At 68.3% G+C, this 16,742-nt stretch carries 18 protein-coding genes; 6 read left to right on the forward strand and 12 right to left on the reverse strand.

From position 1 onward, the window contains the following. The first annotated feature begins 5 nt into the window (after positions 1-5). Both QUE68_RS05530 and QUE68_RS05535 read left to right on the forward strand, forming a co-directional pair. Positions 6-1,004, forward strand: a complete 999-nt coding sequence (locus tag QUE68_RS05530; RefSeq protein ID WP_284232994.1) for a GNAT family N-acetyltransferase — start codon at positions 6-8, stop codon at positions 1,002-1,004. Next, positions 1,004-1,825, forward strand: a complete 822-nt coding sequence (locus QUE68_RS05535; protein WP_284232996.1) for a shikimate 5-dehydrogenase — start codon at positions 1,004-1,006, stop codon at positions 1,823-1,825. The genes QUE68_RS05530 and QUE68_RS05535 overlap by 1 nt, the downstream gene beginning before the upstream one ends. Positions 1,826-1,828: 3 nt before the next feature. On the opposite strand, the gene QUE68_RS05540 is transcribed toward QUE68_RS05535, so the two are convergent. Genes QUE68_RS05540 through QUE68_RS05555 form a run of 4 tightly spaced genes read right to left on the reverse strand, consistent with a single transcriptional unit; the run spans position 1,829 to position 4,644 of the window. Next, positions 1,829-2,734 carry a hypothetical protein gene (locus QUE68_RS05540; RefSeq protein WP_284232997.1) on the reverse strand — a complete coding sequence of 302 codons (906 nt, stop codon included), beginning with the start codon at positions 2,732-2,734 and terminating at the stop codon, positions 1,829-1,831. Further along, a complete protein-coding gene (locus QUE68_RS05545; RefSeq protein ID WP_284232998.1) occupies positions 2,734-2,874 on the reverse strand; it encodes a hypothetical protein in 141 nt (46 codons plus the stop codon). The genes QUE68_RS05540 and QUE68_RS05545 overlap by 1 nt, the downstream gene beginning before the upstream one ends. A 16-nt stretch (positions 2,875-2,890) precedes the next feature. Next, the gene (gene lpqN / locus QUE68_RS05550) at positions 2,891-3,613 is read right to left on the reverse strand and encodes an envelope biogenesis lipoprotein LpqN (RefSeq protein WP_284233000.1); all 723 of its coding nucleotides are present in this window, start codon (positions 3,611-3,613) and stop codon (positions 2,891-2,893) included. A 53-nt stretch (positions 3,614-3,666) separates the two neighbouring features. After that, entirely contained in the window at positions 3,667-4,644 is a 978-nt protein-coding gene (locus QUE68_RS05555; protein WP_284233002.1) for a linear amide C-N hydrolase, read from the reverse strand. A 143-nt stretch (positions 4,645-4,787) separates the two neighbouring features. On the opposite strand from QUE68_RS05555, the gene QUE68_RS05560 reads away from it, so the two are divergent. Both QUE68_RS05560 and QUE68_RS05565 read left to right on the forward strand, forming a co-directional pair. Beyond that, complete coding sequence (locus QUE68_RS05560; RefSeq protein WP_286275254.1) at positions 4,788-5,369, forward strand: DUF5642 family protein; 582 nt, start codon at positions 4,788-4,790, stop codon at positions 5,367-5,369. A gap of 10 nt (positions 5,370-5,379) precedes the next feature. Beyond that, on the forward strand, positions 5,380-6,039 hold the full coding sequence (locus QUE68_RS05565; RefSeq protein ID WP_284233007.1) for a DUF5642 family protein: 660 nt from the start codon (positions 5,380-5,382) through the stop codon (positions 6,037-6,039). Here QUE68_RS05565 and QUE68_RS05570 read toward each other — a convergent pair. Together QUE68_RS05570 and soxR are read right to left on the reverse strand one after the other, a co-directional pair. Further along, positions 6,036-6,632, reverse strand: coding sequence for an alpha-ketoglutarate-dependent dioxygenase AlkB (locus QUE68_RS05570; protein ID WP_284234682.1), 597 nt, complete (start codon positions 6,630-6,632; stop codon positions 6,036-6,038). The two genes, QUE68_RS05565 and QUE68_RS05570, sit on opposite strands and share 4 nt — an antisense overlap. 40 nt (positions 6,633-6,672) lie before the next feature. After that, positions 6,673-7,104 carry a redox-sensitive transcriptional activator SoxR gene (soxR, locus tag QUE68_RS05575; RefSeq protein WP_284233009.1) on the reverse strand — a complete coding sequence of 144 codons (432 nt, stop codon included), beginning with the start codon at positions 7,102-7,104 and terminating at the stop codon, positions 6,673-6,675. A 46-nt stretch (positions 7,105-7,150) separates the two neighbouring features. On the opposite strand from soxR, the gene arcA reads away from it, so the two are divergent. Further along, positions 7,151-8,356: an arginine deiminase gene (arcA, locus tag QUE68_RS05580; RefSeq protein WP_284225001.1), complete on the forward strand. Its 1,206-nt coding sequence runs from the start codon at positions 7,151-7,153 to the stop codon at positions 8,354-8,356. A gap of 47 nt (positions 8,357-8,403) precedes the next feature. On the opposite strand, the gene QUE68_RS05585 is transcribed toward arcA, so the two are convergent. Further along, positions 8,404-9,273: a hypothetical protein gene (locus QUE68_RS05585; protein ID WP_284225003.1), complete on the reverse strand. Its 870-nt coding sequence runs from the start codon at positions 9,271-9,273 to the stop codon at positions 8,404-8,406. A 99-nt stretch (positions 9,274-9,372) separates the two neighbouring features. Continuing rightward, positions 9,373-10,917: a dolichyl-phosphate-mannose--protein mannosyltransferase gene (locus QUE68_RS05590; RefSeq protein WP_284233011.1), complete on the reverse strand. Its 1,545-nt coding sequence runs from the start codon at positions 10,915-10,917 to the stop codon at positions 9,373-9,375. Between the two features lie 24 nt (positions 10,918-10,941). On the opposite strand from QUE68_RS05590, the gene rsmI reads away from it, so the two are divergent. Beyond that, on the forward strand, positions 10,942-11,778 hold the full coding sequence (gene rsmI / locus QUE68_RS05595) for a 16S rRNA (cytidine(1402)-2'-O)-methyltransferase (RefSeq protein ID WP_284233013.1): 837 nt from the start codon (positions 10,942-10,944) through the stop codon (positions 11,776-11,778). On the opposite strand, the gene QUE68_RS05600 is transcribed toward rsmI, so the two are convergent. The 4 genes from QUE68_RS05600 to metG all read right to left on the reverse strand — a co-directional run bounded on the left by QUE68_RS05600 (position 11,734) and on the right by metG (position 16,728). Continuing rightward, positions 11,734-12,984 (reverse strand): aminodeoxychorismate synthase component I, encoded by a 1,251-nt coding sequence (locus QUE68_RS05600; protein ID WP_284233015.1) that lies wholly within the window; start codon positions 12,982-12,984, stop codon positions 11,734-11,736. The two genes, rsmI and QUE68_RS05600, sit on opposite strands and share 45 nt — an antisense overlap. A gap of 35 nt (positions 12,985-13,019) precedes the next feature. After that, on the reverse strand, positions 13,020-13,910 hold the full coding sequence (locus tag QUE68_RS05605; RefSeq protein WP_284233017.1) for an RNA polymerase sigma-70 factor: 891 nt from the start codon (positions 13,908-13,910) through the stop codon (positions 13,020-13,022). Then, positions 13,907-15,100 carry an NAD(P)/FAD-dependent oxidoreductase gene (locus QUE68_RS05610; RefSeq protein ID WP_284225014.1) on the reverse strand — a complete coding sequence of 398 codons (1,194 nt, stop codon included), beginning with the start codon at positions 15,098-15,100 and terminating at the stop codon, positions 13,907-13,909. The genes QUE68_RS05605 and QUE68_RS05610 overlap by 4 nt, the downstream gene beginning before the upstream one ends. Before the next feature lie 80 nt (positions 15,101-15,180). Beyond that, a complete protein-coding gene (gene metG, locus QUE68_RS05615) occupies positions 15,181-16,728 on the reverse strand; it encodes a methionine--tRNA ligase (RefSeq protein WP_284225016.1) in 1,548 nt (515 codons plus the stop codon). Positions 16,729-16,742: the final 14 nt, after the last annotated feature.

Raw genomic sequence — 16,742 nt, forward strand, 5'->3', positions numbered from 1 at the left:
ATGTCGTGGCGGATTACCGTGCCGTCAGCGCCGACGAACTGGCCGCTCTAGGTTTCTTCGCGGGCTGCGCAGTCGCCGATCTGGTACCGCTGGCGGGGTTGCTCCGCCCGCTCACCGCACCGGCCGGTCGGGTTCTCATGCGCCAGGGCGAGCACGCCGACTCCTTTCTGCTGATCGGTTCGGGACGGGCCCGGATCGCGCACGTCGGCGCCGACGGTGACACCATCGAGGTCGAGGTGACGCCCGGACTCATCATCGGCGAGATCGCCCTCCTGCGTGGGACCCCGCGCACCGCGACCGTGACGGTGACGGAGCCCCTCACCGGCTGGGTTGGCGGCAAGGAAGCACTCGCCGCCCTGCTCGACATCCCGGCGATGATGGCGAAGCTGGTGCGGACGGCACGGCAGCGCCTCGCGACGTTCGTGACGCCGATCCCGGTCACCATGCGCGACGGGTCCGAACTGCACCTACGGCCCGTCCTGCCGGGGGACAAGGAACGCACCATCCACGGTCCCGTCCAGTTCTCCAGCGAGACGCTGTACCGACGCTTCCAGTCGACGAGCGTGCCGACCCCGTCGCTGATGGCCTATCTGTTCGAGGTCGACTACGTCGACCACTTCGTCTGGGTGCTGACTGACGGCACCGCCATCGACGCGCCGATCGTCGCCGACGCGCGTTACGTGCGCGAGACCCCGACCGTCGCCGAAGTCGCGTTCATCGTCGGCGACGACTACCAGGGGCGGGGGATCGGCAGCTTCCTGATGGAGGCGCTCGCGGTTGCCGCGCGAAGCGAGGGCATCCGACGGTTCACCGCCAGGGTGCTGGCGGACAACGTACCGATGCGAGCCATCCTCGACCGCTACGGTGCGCGCTGGCATCGTGACGATCTGGGCGTAGTGACCACCGCCTTCGACGTTCCCCTGATGCGCGAGTTGTCGCTATCCGTCGCGCAATACCGGGACATCCGTGCCGCCGCACTCCAAGTGATTCGCGCGGTCGGCTGATGGGACGGCCGCCCCTGTCGAAGGACACCCGCCTCTGCATCTCGCTGGCGGCCCGACCCAGCAACATCGGGACGCGGTTCCACAACTACCTGTACGAGCTGCTCTCGCTCGACTTCGTCTACAAGGCGTTCACCACCACCGACATCGCGGGCGCGATCGGCGGCGTGCGGGCCCTGGGCATCCGGGGCTGTTCGGTCTCGATGCCGTTCAAGCAGGACGTGATCCCACTGGTGGACGAGGTCGAGGCGTCGGCCAGGGCCATCCACTCCGTGAACACGATCGTCAACGATGACGGTTACCTGAGGGCGTCGAACACGGATTACGTGGCCGTGCAGCGGCTCATCGACGAACACGGCCTCGACGCCGGCGGCCGGGTGTTGATCCGCGGAAGCGGCGGGATGGCCAGCGCGGTCGGCGCGGCGTTCCGCGACCACGGCTTCGCCTCGGGCATCGTGATCGCCCGCAACGAGGAGAGCGGACGCGAGCTTGCCGATCGCCTCGGCTATGACTACGCCGCGGACGTCGGCTCCCACACCGCGTCGGTGATCGTCAACGTCACCCCGATCGGCATGGCCGGCGGGTCCGAGCAGTACGAGCGGGCGTTCGACGAGGCGACCATCGCCCGCGCGGACACGGTGTTCGACGTGGTGGCGCTGCCCTCGGAGACACCGCTGATCCAGGCGGCCCGCGCCGCAGGCGTCCATGTCGTGACGGGTGCCGAGGTCATCGCCCTACAGGCCGCGGAGCAGTTCGAGCGCTACACCGGGGTGCGGCCGACGGCCGAGCAGGTGGCCGAGGCGTCGGCGATCTCGAGGGCGTGACGGTCAGGGAGCGTTGACCACGGTGATCGGTCGGCGCACCCGCTCGATCTGATGGGCGTTGAACCCCGCGTACATCAGCCGCGCGGCGACGAACCACGACAGCGACGAGTGCACCGCCGACGCCGTGGGCGCCGCGTCCTCCGGGAGCGGTAGCGCAAACGGCAGCGTCACCGGTACACCCGCTCGCAACGCGATCTTCTTGTCCAGCTGCAGGATTCGGCCGTCCAGGGCGTCGTCCTCGGCGGGTGTGCGCGTCAGTGGATGGGATTCGCGCTGCCGCTGCCAGTACACCGCGAGGTCACCGGTGGGCAGATCCTGCGTCGGGTTCAGCACGATCTGGCCGTTGATGATGTCGCCGGCCCGGTACACCGGCGCGTCGAGCACGATGTCGATCTCGGTCTCCCCGGACCCGAAGAACCGCTCGAGCGGCTCGACGACGGCGTCGACGTCACCGGTGCCGATCACAACGGTGAAGTCACCGCGTTCGTCGACGTCACGGCCTCCGCGTTCGATGCGCAGCCGGGCGGACCAGCGGGCGATCTGCGGCGAGGAGCCGGGCGCCCACGACGGCACCTTGAAAGTGGCTGTGGCGCCGACGAATTCACTGGTGGCGACGGGCAGGTCGACCCGGGTGACGCACACCCAGTCGTCGGTATCTCGCTCGCCGCCGTAGTTGGTGCCGACCTGGCCCGTGGTCAGGACCGAATCGTTGCCCGCCGCGCCGACCGAGTCGACCTTGCCGGCCCAGTGATAGCGATAGAAATTGTCGTAACCCCACTCCAGGGTCGCCGTCGCGACCTTGTCGATCGGTCCGTCCGTGGTGATGGTGGCCGTGACCGTCTGGCGGGGGCTGACCACGTCGGGGGTGAGCGTGACCGCCGTACCGCCCGACCGCTCGAATAGTCCCACTACTTCTTCTTCGCGTACTTCGCCCGATTGGCGGCGTACTCCTCGGGGTGGTGCTTCTTCTGATGGCCGCGCTCTTCCCGAGTCAGACCGCGTTGCGGGGGTGCGGGTTCGCCGGGATCGGGTTGCGGAGCGGAGGTCATGGCACTTCTCCTCGCGTCAGGGCGTGATCTTGGTCTGTTCGTCGATGACCGCAGTGGCGTCCATCAGAGGCCCGATCTGATCCTCGGTGCCACTTGCGTTGAGCTGCAGCACGAAGACGCCGCTACCGTCCGCGGCCGGAATGACGACGGTCTTCTGAGCGATGAGTCGCTTCGTGCCGTCCTTCACGTACGTGGCGCCGATCTGGTAGGCATCGAAGCCGCCGAGCTTTGCGTCGCCGCCGTCACCCGCGCTCTCGTAGCCGGGCAGGTTCTTCAATTCGCCTGGCGCGTACTCGAAGATCTTCGCCGGATCGACCTCACCCGTCAGCTTGGACATGATCGCGACGATCGACGGCGGGTCGGCGGCCATGGCCGGATCGGAGAAGATGATGGCGCCGTAGGCGCCCTCCGGCGTCTTGTCCCCGGCGTCGGCCCAGCCTTCCGGGGTCGGCAGGTCGACCGTCGGCGCACCCGGATCCCCCGACTTGACCGGGGTTTCGGTGATGCCGTTCTCCTTGATGTAGTCCGCGATGGTGGGGTTGGGGCCCGTGGCCTCCGTCGGAGCGGCGCTGCTGGTGGACGTGCTCTCGCTCGCCGAGCTCGACGTCGACGTCGACGAGGACGATGACGAGGACGAGGACGAGGCCTCCGTCTTCGAATCCGACCCGCAGCCCGCCAGGGCTAGCCCGAGCGTAAGAAGGGCGATAGCGCTGGCACCCGTGCCACTGTGAAGTTTCATGACGTCTCCTGTCGGTCGGCAAACTGAAGGTACACGTCAAACGCCCGGCGTCGTCAGAAACCGATCTGGTGGGGCCTGAATTGGTCCGTGACGTCCCCGGCCAGCGTTTCGTCGTACGGATCGATGGCCGTCGTCGGGGCGCCCTCCTCCAGGGTGAGGCCCTCCATTCGGACCCAGATGGTGCTCGGGCTCGTGGTGAGCTCGAAGAAGTAGATGAGGTGCGTGACGTCGGATACCGAGCGGTATTCGGTGTTGTAGACGCCGAATTCCGCGTAGGGCGCCCCGAAGGGAACCGACGCGTTGCGCATGATCGCCATCACGCTGGCCACCGCCTGACGTTCGGTGGTCGGCGTGGGCAGCAGCGCCGAGTAGTACGCGGCGCGCTGGAACCGGTCGACGGCGTTGACGTTCCCCGGCAGCGGCATCTCCCGGCTGGGGTGGGAGTAGTCAAGGGCAGCAAGCATCTTCAGCTGCTCGTCGTAGGTGGGATCGTTGGTCATGATGGTGTACTCGCGGCCGTGGTGAACGACGAACTCCCCGGCGGCGAGCTCCAGGATCGCCGAGTCACCGGAGGCATCCTCGACGGCGAGGTGAAGCGTCGCATCGAAGCCGTGTGCGCTGACCATCACCAACTGGATCCCGTTCATCAACTCCAACGCCTCGGCGACGTTGGCCGCCTGGTCCAGGAGGTACTGCGCCCACAGGCCGGTGTGCAGACCGGGCAGCTCGGGCCGGCGCGGACCGACGTCGGTCGACGAGAGGTAGAGCCCGTGGACGGCCAGGCCGCGCTCGTTGAGACCGTCGACGGTGCCGATGGCGGGGCCGTACACCGTGGTCGCGAGGCTGGCGTGGGTACTGGTCCACCGCAGCGGGTTCTCGGGAACCACCACCGCGGAATCCATCACCCCGCCATCGCGGTGCTGCCCCCGTGGCAGCGCGACGATGAGGGGTTGCGTCGACTCCGGCCAGTCCATGCTGCGGCCGGTCAGGACCGCGATGTCATTGGTGTTCCATAGAACTCGGGTGCACATCTGGTGTCCTCTCGGCGCGTCCGACGAGGATGTCGGCGCCCGTCAGCGTAGCCGTGGTACCAAGGTTCATGCGGGTCTTCGCGTGCTGCGCGGTGATGGCGCTGTGCGCGGCCTGCGGGCAGTCGGCGACAACCGTGCCGTCCGTGGGGACGGAGCCGGCGTCGACCTCGACGGCAGTGGTGAACCCGGCGCGGGTGGAACGCGTTCGCGGTAACCTGCCCGCGGGCTACGAGTTCACCGCGCTTCCGAGTTCGGCTGCGCCCGTGTCACTTTCGGGTTTCGGACAGGTCTGGGCGGCCGATCCGTCGCATTGTGGAGGGCTCGCCGATCCGGTCGGTGACGGCGTCGTTCATGGCTGGTCCGCTTCGGGCCCCGGCGGTATCGTGCACGCCGTCGTGGCCGACGGAGTTCTCGGCGTGGATCAGACGCTGTGGGAGGCGTGCGACACGTGGCACCTGTCGGCCGGGCACACCGGCGGTGTCGTCACCCTCGTCGAGGCTCCCGCCATCGACGGAGCGGTGACCCTTGGCATGTCCATCGATGCCACCACCACGGTGGAGGGTGGTATCGAAACCCATTCGCACGCCCAGACCTTCGTCGCCTATCTGCGCGACCACGCCGCCTGGGTGACGGTGGTGACCGATCCCGGTTCGGCCGGCCCGTCACTCGGTGCCGACCGGGTGTCGGAGCTCCTCGTCGACACGGTCGCGGCGATCCGCGGGTAGATTGGCCGCGATGCTCAGGACGCTGCTCGCCCTCGCGGTCGCCCTAGTGCTGGCCGCGTGCTCGAGCGGTCCGCCTGCCGACGACGCCAAGGGCGACATCGCCAAGGTGCTGGACGTGAAGTCGAGCTTTGGCCCGGATTTCACCGTCAGCACCGTCGCGCCGACCGGGATCGACCCGCGTCTGCTTGCGCAACAACCCCTTCCGCCGGGTGCGGTCTTCGATCCGCCGGACTGCGCGAAGGCGGCGACGGGTCTGACGGTGCCGCCGGGGTTGAAGGGCAACATGGCCGCGACGACGGCCGAGGGTGACGGCAACCGGTTCATCGCAATCGCCCTCGAGACGTCCGAGGCGCTGCAGGTCGTCGATCCCGGTGAGACGTGCAAGAAGGTCGCCTTCGCCGGCGGTGGAGTGCGAGGGCTGGTCGAGGTCGTCGAGGCTCCCACGATCGACGGCGTCCGCACCCTGGGTACGCATCGCGTGGTGCAGACCCTCGTCGACGGCAAGCCGGCCACCGGCGAGCTCTACAACTATCTGGCCAGCTTCTCGACGTTCCGGGTGATCGTCACGGCCAATCCGCTGGTCGTGCCGGGCAAGCCCGTCGTACCGGTCGATACGCAACGGGCCCGCGACCTGCTGACCGCCGCTGTCGCCGCGGTGCGCGGCAGCTAGCGCACGTCGCGCGGACGGAACTGGATGCTGATCCGGGGCCCCGTCGGCTTGGCCGTCTTGGGCACCGAGTGCTCCCATGTCCGCTGACACGAGCCGCCCATCACCAGCAGGTCGCCGTGGCTCTGCGGCAGGCGCAGGGCCCGGCCGCCGGAGCGGGGCCGTAGCGCCAGGACGCGCGTCGCGCCGAGGCTGAGGATGGCGACCATCGTGTCCTCGGATCGGCTGCGACCGACCGTGTCGCCGTGCCACGCGACGCTGTCGCTGCCGTCGCGGTAGAGGCACAACCCGGCCGAGGTGAACGGCTCACCCAGTTCGCGGGCGTAGATGTCGTTGAGCCGGACGCGCAGCCGGGCGATCGCCGGGTGCGGTGCGGTCTCGGCCACCAGGTCGTGGAAGCTGACCAGCCGCGGCACGTCGAGCACCCGGTCGTACATCTGCCGCTTCTCGGCGCGCCAGGGGACCGCAGTCCGCAGTGCATCGAACAGATCGTCGCCGCCGGCGAGCCAGCCGGCTCGGACGTCGACCCACGCGCCGTCGCCCAGGTCGCGCCGGTCGTCGTGGCCGAACAATGAATCCTGAATCGCGAGATCGATCCCAGCCACGTACGCGAGTTTATCGCACACGCGTTCGAAGTCACAGGTTGGCCGCGCCGGGTCCCCGCTGCCCGAGCACATCCTCGGGGTTGGTCAGGACGCAGGTCTTGAGGCTGAGGCAGCCGCATCCGATGCAGCCGGCCAGGTTGTCGCGCAAGCGCTCGAGGTGGGTGATGCGCTCATCGAGATCGGCCCGCCATCCCGCCGAGAGCTGCGCCCAGTCCTTGCTGGTGGGGACGCGATCGTTCGGCAGCGTGGCGAGCGCCTCGCGAATGCGCACCAGCGGGATGCCGAGGCGTTGGGACATCCGGATGAACGCGACCCGGCGAAGGGTCTCGCGGGCGTAGCGGCGTTGGTTGCCCGAGGTGCGTCGGCTGACGATCAGGCCTTCACGTTCGTAGAAGTGCAGCGCCGACACGGCCACGCCGCTGCGGTGGCTCAGCTCGCCGGGCGTCAGCTCCAGCACGTCCATGGCGTGAACGATAGTTAAGGTGAGCTTTCGCGTTACGGTTCTACCCATGACAGGCACGACGCTGGGCGCCGATTCAGAGGTTGGGCCACTGCGGGTCGTCATCCTGCACCGGCCGGGGCCCGAACTTCAGCGCCTCACCCCGCGAAACAACGACCGGTTGCTGTTCGACGGGATGCCGTGGGTGGCCCGGGCGCAGGAAGAGCACGACGCGTTCGCGTCGCTGTTGCGCTCGCGGGGTGTCGAGGTGCTGCTACTGGCGGACCTGTTGACGGAGGCCCTGGCCAGCGGCGCTGCGCGCATGCAGGGCATCTCCGCAGCGGTCGACAGCCGTCGGCTGGGCGCGCCACTGGCCGACGAGCTGTCGACCTATCTACGGACGCTCGACGTCGAGTCGCTGGCGCGCATTCTGATGGCGGGCATGACGTTCAGCGAGCTGCCGTTCCTTGGCGGTGAGCTGTCGCTGGTGCAGCGCATGCATCACGACGCCGACTTCGTGATCGACCCGCTGCCGAACCTGCTGTTCACCCGCGACTCCTCGTTCTGGATTGGGCCGCGGGTGGCGATCACGTCGCTGGCGCTGCCCGCCCGCATCCGGGAGACGTCGCTGACCGATCTGATCTACGCGCACCATCCGCGGTTCCTCGGGGTGCGGCGGGCCTACGAATCGCGATCGGCTCCCGTCGAGGGTGGTGACGTCCTTCTGCTGGCGCCGGGTGTGGTTGCCGTCGGCGTGGGGGAGCGTACGACGCCTGCGGGTGCGGAAGCGTTGGCGCGCAGCCTGTTCGACGATGGATTGGCCCACACCGTGTTGGCCGTGCCGATCGCGCAAGAGCGGGCGCAGATGCACCTCGACACGGTGTGCACGATGGTCGACGTGGACGCGGTGGTGATGTATCCGAACATCGTGGATTCGCTGTCGGCGTTCACGATTCGGCAGAAGGCCGACGGGGTGACGATCGCGACGGCGGCACCGTTCGTCGATGCTGCAGCCGACGCGATGGGTATCGCCAAGCTGCGCGTGATCGACACGGGGTTGGATCCCATCACCGCCGAACGTGAGCAGTGGGATGACGGGAACAACACCCTGGCGCTGGCGCCCGGTGTGGTCGTGGCCTATGAACGCAACACCGAAACCAATGCGCGCCTGGCCGATTCGGGTATCGAGGTGCTGCCGATCTCGGCGTCGGAACTGGGTACCGGCCGCGGTGGCCCGAGATGCATGTCCTGCCCGGTCGCCCGCGACCCGCTGTAGCCGCCGCCGCAGTTCATTGCGGTTCGCCGAAACCGCATTCCCTGTCACTAAGCCTGCCGCTCAGGGACAGGGAATGCAGTTTCGCGAGTGGCCCATGCCTGACGGACGCGTTGAAGGATGTCTCGCGGGCGGTCTTCCTTGATCACCTTGACGTGAAGCCACTCGCGCTCCGCGATTCGGCGCAGGCGGATCACGTCCCAGGCGTACTGGGGTCGACTGGTTCGGTGTTGCTCGCCGTCGTACTCGATTGCGATCTTGAGGTCTTCCCATCCCATGTCGAGGAACGCGAATGGGTGACCGAAGTCGTCGAGCACGGGAATTTGTGTCGTCGGCCGGGGGAATCCGGCATCGATGAGTAGCAGTCGGAGCCACGTCTCCTTTGGCGATTGGGCGCCGCCGTCCATCAGGTCGATGACCTCACGAAGCCGTCGGAGGTGGCGCGCGCCGGGATAGCGGTCGATGAGCGGTGCGACGTGCTTGGCCGCCAATCCCGTTGCCGCAGAGAGTGCGTCCAGCTGCGCGAGCGCTGTGCCACGCGGGAGGAACCGACCGATGTCATAGGCCGCTCGCTGCGGAGTGGCAATCGGCATGCCGTCGATCTCGACGACGTCATCGCAGGTGAAGCGTTCATCGCGGGTGATGATCCCCGACGGGGGGCGGTAGTTCCGCCACAGCAGTTCGACCGGCGAGTTTGGATCGATCCACCTCGAACCGTGAATCGCGGATGCGGCCCGCCCGGTGATGACGCCCCGGCGTTCGGACCAAAGCCACGCCCCGACGGTGTGGTCGTACAGGTTGGGCGCCGCAACCCGCGGCACGTACACGTCCGGGTATATCGACCGGTATCTGGACCGCAGTTGACTCCAGGTGATCTCACCCCGCGCCAGCGCTTCACTCCCCACGAATGCAGTTGCCATGGCGCGATCATGCTGGGACGAACCGACATCCGGCGAGCCTGCAGTGGCGGTTGTCAACAGGCTGGTTTGTCGACAGGGAACGCGGTTTCGGCGAGAGCTCTAACGCCAGCTGGGCAGCCAGATCTGCATGTGCCACGTCGACTGCGAGATCGGCAGACCCGTCAGGATCGGGTACATCCACGCGAAATTGGTGATCACGACCGCGACGTAGATACACACGGCCAGCAAGCCCAACGTTCGGCGTTCGGCGTTCTGCCGTGGCGCGTACAGCACGTCGCCGAGGATCAGCGCGATCATCATCACCAGGAACGGAGCCATCGGCGCCGCATAGAAGAAGTACATCTGGCGGTCGATGTCGGCGAACCACGGCAGGAAACCCGCGCAGTAACCGGTCAGCGCCACGGCATACCGCCAGTCGCGCTTGACGAATGACCGCCACACCGCCCACCCCACGATGGGCAGCGCGATGAACCACATCGCCGGCGTGCCGACGAGCATCACGGCCTTGACGCAGGACTGCGCACCGCAGCCCGCCACGTTGTCCTGATCGATCGCGTAGAGCACCGGCCGCAGCGACATCGGCCACGTCCACGGCTTGCTCTCCCACGGGTGGTGATTGCCCGCCGCATTGGTCAACCCGGAGTGAAACGTGAACGCGCCGTAGGTGAAGTGCCACAGTGACCGAAGCGCATCGGGCATCAGGCCGCCCTCGGCGAACGCCTGGCCCTCCTGATGCCGGTCGACCGCCGTCTCGGAGGCGAACCATGGGGCATACGCGGCGAGGTAGATGCCCAACGGGATGAGGCCGAAGACGTACGCCGCCGGCCCGATGTCGCGTCGCAGCATGCCCAGCCACGGCCGCGGCACGCGGTACTGACGCCGCGCGGACACGTCGAACGCCAGCGTCATCAACCCGAAGAACAGGATGAAGTAGAGGCCCGACCACTTGGTCGCCACGGCCAGACCGAGCAGCACGCCCGCACCGAACCGCCACCACCGAACGCCCAGCCGCGGCCCCCACGGAGTCTCGGCGATCCGGCCCGCGAACAACGCGTCGTGCATCCGCTCCCGCACCTGATCGCGGTCGACGATCAGCGCGCCGAACGCCGCCACCACGAACACCACGAGGAAGACGTCCAGGAGCGCCGTCCGCGCCGAGACGAAGCTGACCCCGTCGGCGATGATCAACAGGCCCGCGATGCCGCCGATCAGCGTCGACCGGGTGATGCGGCGGACGATCCGCGCCACCAGCACCACGATCACGACACCGCAGACCGCACCGGCGAAACGCCAGCCCAGCCCGTTGTAGCCGAACACCGCCTCGCCGAGGGCCAGCAGCTGCTTTCCGACGGGCGGGTGCACGACCAGCCCGTAACCAGGGTTGTCCTCGACGCCATGGTTGCCCAGCAACTGCCAGGCCTGCGGCGCGTAGTGCTTCTCGTCGAAGATGGGCGTGCCGCCGTCAGTGGGCGAACCGAGGTTCAGGAACCGGGTCAGGGCGGCCAACGCCATGATCACCGAGGTCATCGCCCAGCCCTGCATCCGGTCCAACGGGCCGAAGTCACCGATTGGCGCGAGCGGGCCAGGACTGATGACCGGGACCGACCGGGCGGCCACGTCGGGCTCGATGGGCGGGGCGGTCACACGAGCGATCGTATTCTGTTCGGTGTGACATCAGGTCGACTGCTCCTGGCCGCGACGCCGTTGGGCCAGGCAGGCGATGCCTCCGCGCGGCTCGTCGAGGCGTTGGGGAGCGCCGACATCGTCGCCGCGGAGGACACCCGGCGCATCCGCACGCTGGCCCAAACCCTCGACGTCACCCCGTCGGGCAAGGTGGTCAGCTTCTTCGACCAGAACGAAGCCGCGCGGGTGCCGTGGCTGGTCGAGGAGATTGCGGGCGGCGCGACCGTCCTCGTCGTCAGCGACGCGGGGATGCCGTTGATCAGCGATCCGGGCTACCGACTGGTCGCGGCCTGCGCGGCGGCCGGGCTGACGGTGAGCTGCCTGCCCGGTCCGTCGGCGGTGACGACGGCGCTCGCCGTCTCGGGCCTGCCATCGGACCGGTTCTGCTTCGAGGGCTTCGCACCCCGCAAGCACTCCGCGAGGCTGACGTGGCTGACGACGCTGGCCGCCGAGCGACGCACGTGCGTGTTCTTCGAGTCACCGCGCCGACTCGCCGAATGCCTCGACGACGCTTCTGCGCAGCTGGGCTCCGACCGGCTGGCGGTGGTCTGCCGCGAACTGACCAAGACCCACGAGGAGGTCAAACGGGGAACCCTGGCCGAACTCGCCGAGTGGGCCGCCGACGGCGTACTCGGCGAGATCACCGTCGTGCTGGCTGGCGCCGAGCCCCGCGTCGATCTGGCGACATTGGTGGCCGAGGTCAACGAGCTGGTGGCGGCCGGCGCCGGGGTCAAGGACGCGTGCACCCAGGTGATCGCCGACCATCCCGGGGCGCCGTCACGGCGTGAGCTCTACGACGCGGTCCTTCGCGCTCGGCAGTGAGCCCACGATGGGCGCCGCCTTGTGCAGGCACTCGCGCCACTCCGCGTCCGGATCCGAATCGGCCGTGATGCCCCCGCCAACGCCGAGTACCGCGCGCCCGGAGTCGTCGAACTCGACCGTGCGAATGGCGACGTTGAGCTCGACGCCCGCGATCGGTGAGGCCAAACCGACCGTACCGCAGTAGATTCCGCGTCGTTCCGCCTCCCATGTCGCCAGGAGCGACCGGGCGCGACCCTTCGGTGTACCCGTGACCGACGCCGGGGGGAAGGTGGCATCGAGGATCGTGGACATGGGCACGTCGAGATCGACGCGGGCCGTGACCGTCGACACCAGGTGCCACACGCCCGGCGCCTGGCGCACCACCAGCAGCTCGGGCACCGTCACGGAGCCCGTGACCGCGACGCGGCTGAGATCGTTGCGCACCAGGTCGACGATCATGACGTTCTCAGCGACGTCCTTGACCGACTCCCGCAGTGCCGACGCCGGCTCGTCGAGTGGCAGCGTGCCCTTGATCGGGCTCGACACGACCGTGTGGCCCACACGGCTGAGGAACAGTTCCGGGGACAGCGAGGCCACCGCTCCCCAATCGCCGGCGACGAACGCCGCTCTCGCTGGTGCTGTGCGCGCCACCGCGTCGGCGAAGAAGTCCACGGGTGAGCCGGTGACCGTCCCGACGATCTGAGTGCATACACACGCCTGGTAGACCTCACCCGCGGTGATGGCGTCGAGACAGGCCAACACGCCGGCCCGGTGCGCGTCCCGGTCGGCCTCACCCCACTCGACGTGGCAGGCTGACGTGGGCACCTCGGTGACGAGGGCATCCGCCAGCCACGCCGGCAGCGACCCGCCGGAAAGGCTTTCGTACCACCAGTTTCCGCTCGCGTCCTGACGAAGGACGTCGTCGGTCCAGCCGCCCGCCGCCTCGGGGATCCGCGGACCAGAGCCGTCGCGACCGGCGTCGGGATAGGACAGGTAACCGATCCAACCGCCCCCGATCGCGCCGCGTCCAGAACCGGGGTCGACGCCGAACACGCCCATGACGTCCACGCGGTCGATGGCGACGCTCGGAGCGATGACCGCGCGGGAGCCGAACCAGTCACCGGTCAGCGCGGCCGGCGGCGGCAGACCGAGCCGGGTCGTGGCGGCGGCCACGGACCGCAGCACGTCCGGGGCGCTGCGCGACACGGCGATCCGCTCGACGAGCACCGCCACAGCTTGTCACGCGCCCAGCCGATTGTCGCTCAGCGGGAGATCTCCCGGGTGACCTTCACCCCGCCGAGCTTCTCGGGGTTGCGCATCGCGTAGAAGTGGGTGATCAGGCCATCGACGATCTCGACGGAGATGATGCCCTCCAGGCTGTCGCCCAGGTACAGCACCAACGCGGGTGCGCCGTTGTAGAACGCCGGCTCGACGCGGCCCTGGTTCCCGGCGTTGCGCAGCAGCCCGAGGATGAGGCGGGCGACCCGGTCCGCCCCGGCCACCGGCCTGCGCGCGGCGCTGACCTTGCCGTCGCTGTCGGCGGTCCACACCACGTCGGGTGCCAGCATCGTGAGGAGCGCGTCGATGTCACCCGTCGAGGCGGTCGCGAAGAACTGCGCCGTGAGCTCCAGCGACTTCTGCGGATCGGCCGGCTGGAAGCGCTTGCGTCGCGACTGGACGTGCTCACGGGCGCGGTGCGCCATCTGGCGGACGGCCGCGGCGGACTTGCCCACCGTCGTGGCGATCTCGTCGTGGCTGAAGCCGAACACCTCGCGAAGCACGAACACCGCGCGCTCGTCGGGGCTGAGCGTCTCCAGCACCACCATCATCGCCATCGACACCGATTCGGCGAGCACGACATCGGATGACGCGTCGGCCGTCTCGAGCAGCAGGGGTTCCGGCAGCCACGGCCCCACGTACTCCTCACGCCTGCGGGCCTGCGCCCGTAGGGCATTGAGCGCCTGCCGGGTGACGAGCTGCGCAAGGTAGGCCTTGGTGTCCGCAACGGTGCCGAGGTCCACCTCTGCCCACCGCAGGTAGCTCTCCTGCAGGACGTCGTCGGATTCGGTTGCCGTACCGAGGATCTCGTAGGCGATGGTGAACAGCAGCGGCCGCAGCTGGGTGAATCGCTCGGCGTGCGCGCTGGTGTTCATCGCACGGATGGGGTGGGTTCGGCCGCGGCCAGGTGCTCGGCACGCTTGCCGCCCTTGAGCCAGAAGTAGGAGCCCGGCACGCGCGCCTCCTTCGCCAAGAACGAGATGGTGCCCTTGCACACCGCTTCCTTGATCGCCGCGGCGGGGCGGCCGCCGACGTGGATCGGCAGCACCCGGTCGTCGAGGTGCGCCAGCTGAATGACGCCGGCCTTGCGGCCGAGGCTCACGCACTGTCCGGTGAAGGCCTGGTTCACCGTCGCGGGCGCGGTGCCCGCGATTCGGCTGAGCACCGTGTTGGCCGCTTGCGCACCGAGCGGGATCGCCGCCTGGCAGCTCATCCGCAGCGGCAGGTCCGACGGCGCGGCCGCGTCACCGGCGGCCACGATGTGCGGATCGTCGACGCTCGTCAGCGTCTCGTCGGTGAGCAGTCGCCCGATCCGATCAGTCGTCAGGCCGCTGCGCGCCGCCAGGTCGGGCACACCGAAACCCGCCGTCCAAATGGTCACGACGCTCGGCAGCTCGCGGCCGTCGGCCAGTTGCACCGAATTCGAGCGCACCTCGACCACTTTCGACTGCAGGCCGTCGACGACCGTCACCCCGAGCCGCCGCATCCGCTTGCCCACCGACCGGCGGGTGGACTCGCTGAAGTAGGGGCCCAGCACATCGCCGCACACCAACGTCACGGCCTGACCCTCGGCCAGTTCGGCGGCGACCTCGATACCCGTCGGTCCCGCCCCCACGACGACCACGGGTGCACTGGGATGAACCTTGGCCTTGGCCATGGCCGCGCGCAACGCCTCGGCGTGCTCGAATTCCGAGATGGGATGGGCGAATTCGGCAGCGCCAGGCACCGTCAGGGCGCCGCCCGTGCTACCGACGGCGTAGATCAGGTAGTCGTATCCGACGACGTCTCCCGAGCGGAGCGTCACCGTGCGCGATGCCGGGTCGATGCGTTCCGCTGTGTCGACCACGAGCCGGACGTCGCCGGCGAGCACGTCCGCGTAGTCCACGACGGCGTCATCGCTCCCGGTGACGAGTTGGTGCAACCGGATCCGCTCGACGAAGGCAGTCCGCGGGTTGATCAGCGTGACGGATACGTCGGCGTTGAGCCGCAGGTGGTTGGCGGCGATGACGCCGGCATACCCGCCACCGATGACGACGACGTTGATGGGTTCGGTGTGATTTGTCATGCCCTCGAGACACCTGCCACGGTCGAAGTGTGACATGACGTGACGCAGATCACACCACGACGATCAGACGGCGATGCAGGTCACTCCACGACGTAGCGGGGGAACACACCCTCCGGTTTCGGCAGCGCCGTACCCGCCGCGATGCGGGTGCCGATCGCCGTGAAGTCGCGCTGGTCCGCCGGCTGGCCCAAGAGGTCCAGCAGCTTGGCCGCCGCATCGGGCATCACCGGCTGGATGAGCAGTGCGGCGATGCGGACCGCCTCGAGGGTCGTGTACAGCACGGTGCCGAACCGCTCCTGGTCGCCCGCGGCGTCGGATTTGCGCAGGACCCAGGGCTCCTGGGCGGAGAAGTAGCGGTTGGCCGCACCAAGCATCAGCCAGATCGCCTCGAGCGCCAAGTGCATGGCGGGCACGTCGAACTGGGCGCGGACCGTCTCGAGCAACCCGTCGGCATGGGCCAGGAGGGCGGCGTCCTCGGCAGTGAAGGGCCCCGGTGTCGGGACGGCTCCGGCGAGGTTCTTGTCGACCATGGACAGCGACCGCTGGGCCAGGTTGCCGAGTTCGTTGGCCAGATCGGTGTTGATTCTCCCGATGATGGACGTCTCGCTGTAGCTGCCGTCCTGCCCGAACGGCACCTCGCGCAGCAGGAAGTAGCGCACCTGATCCAGCCCGAACGCGTCGATGAGGGCGAACGGATCGACGACGTTGCCCACCGACTTGCTCATCTTCTCGCCGCTGTTGAGCAGGAAGCCGTGCACGAAGACCCGCTTCGGCAGTTCGATTCCGGCGGACATCAGGAACGCGGGCCAGTACACCGTGTGGAATCGGATGATGTCCTTGCCGATCATGTGCAGATCGGCGGGCCAGTACTTCCGGAAGCTCTCGGACTCGACGTCTGGAAACCCCACTCCGGTAAGGTAATTCGTCAGCGCGTCCACCCACACGTACATGACGTGGTCGGGATGGTCCGGTACGGGTACGCCCCAGTCGAACGTCGTGCGCGAGATGGACAGGTCGCGCAGCCCGCCCGAGACGAAGCTCACGACCTCGTTGCGCCGGACGTCGGGTCCGATGAACTCGGGGTGGGCCGCGTAGTGCGCCAGGAGCTCGTCGGCGTAGGCCGAGAGCCGGAAGAAGTAGGTCTGCTCCTCGGTCCACGTCACGGGCGTACCGGTCTCGACCGAGTACTTGTTGCCGTCGGCGCGCGTCTCGAGCTCGTCGTCGGCGAAGAAGCGCTCGTCGCGCACGGAGTACCAACCCGAGTACGAGTCGAGGTAGATGTCGCCCGCGGCGTCCATCCGCTTCCATATCTCGATCGACGCCTCGATGTGGTCGGCGTCGGTGGTCCTGATGAACCGGTCGAATGACGCACCGAGTCGCTCCTGCATCTTCTGGAACGCATCGGAGTTGCGCCGCGCCAGATCCTCGGTCGGGATCCCCTCGGTGGCTGCGGTCTGGGCCATCTTCAGCCCGTGCTCATCGGTTCCGGTCAGATAGCGCACGTCGAAGCCGTCGAGCCGCTTGAAGCGGGCGATCGCGTCGGTGGCGATGTATTCGTACGCGTGGCCGATGTGCGGTGCGCCATTCGGATACGCGATGGCGGTCGTGATGTAGTACGGCTCTCTCATTTGGCCCTCACCTT

The organism is Mycolicibacterium sp. TUM20985 (genome assembly GCF_030295745.1).
Classification (GTDB): Bacteria; Actinomycetota; Actinomycetes; order Mycobacteriales; family Mycobacteriaceae; genus Mycobacterium.

Excerpts from the sequence above, each read along its gene's own strand:
- QUE68_RS05535 (WP_284232996.1), top strand. The coding sequence starts at position 1,004 with ATGGGACGGCCGCCCCTGTCGAAGGACACCCGCCTCTGCATCTCGCTG.
- QUE68_RS05545 (WP_284232998.1), bottom strand. The coding sequence starts at position 2,874 with ATGACCTCCGCTCCGCAACCCGATCCCGGCGAACCCGCACCCCCGCAA.
- lpqN (WP_284233000.1), bottom strand. The coding sequence starts at position 3,613 with ATGAAACTTCACAGTGGCACGGGTGCCAGCGCTATCGCCCTTCTTACG.
- QUE68_RS05555 (WP_284233002.1), bottom strand. The coding sequence starts at position 4,644 with ATGTGCACCCGAGTTCTATGGAACACCAATGACATCGCGGTCCTGACC.
- QUE68_RS05565 (WP_284233007.1), top strand. The coding sequence starts at position 5,380 with ATGCTCAGGACGCTGCTCGCCCTCGCGGTCGCCCTAGTGCTGGCCGCG.
- soxR (WP_284233009.1), bottom strand. The coding sequence starts at position 7,104 with ATGGACGTGCTGGAGCTGACGCCCGGCGAGCTGAGCCACCGCAGCGGC.
- arcA (WP_284225001.1), top strand. The coding sequence starts at position 7,151 with ATGACAGGCACGACGCTGGGCGCCGATTCAGAGGTTGGGCCACTGCGG.
- QUE68_RS05585 (WP_284225003.1), bottom strand. The coding sequence starts at position 9,273 with ATGGCAACTGCATTCGTGGGGAGTGAAGCGCTGGCGCGGGGTGAGATC.
- QUE68_RS05605 (WP_284233017.1), bottom strand. The coding sequence starts at position 13,910 with ATGAACACCAGCGCGCACGCCGAGCGATTCACCCAGCTGCGGCCGCTG.
- QUE68_RS05610 (WP_284225014.1), bottom strand. The coding sequence starts at position 15,100 with ATGACAAATCACACCGAACCCATCAACGTCGTCGTCATCGGTGGCGGG.
- metG (WP_284225016.1), bottom strand. The coding sequence starts at position 16,728 with ATGAGAGAGCCGTACTACATCACGACCGCCATCGCGTATCCGAATGGC.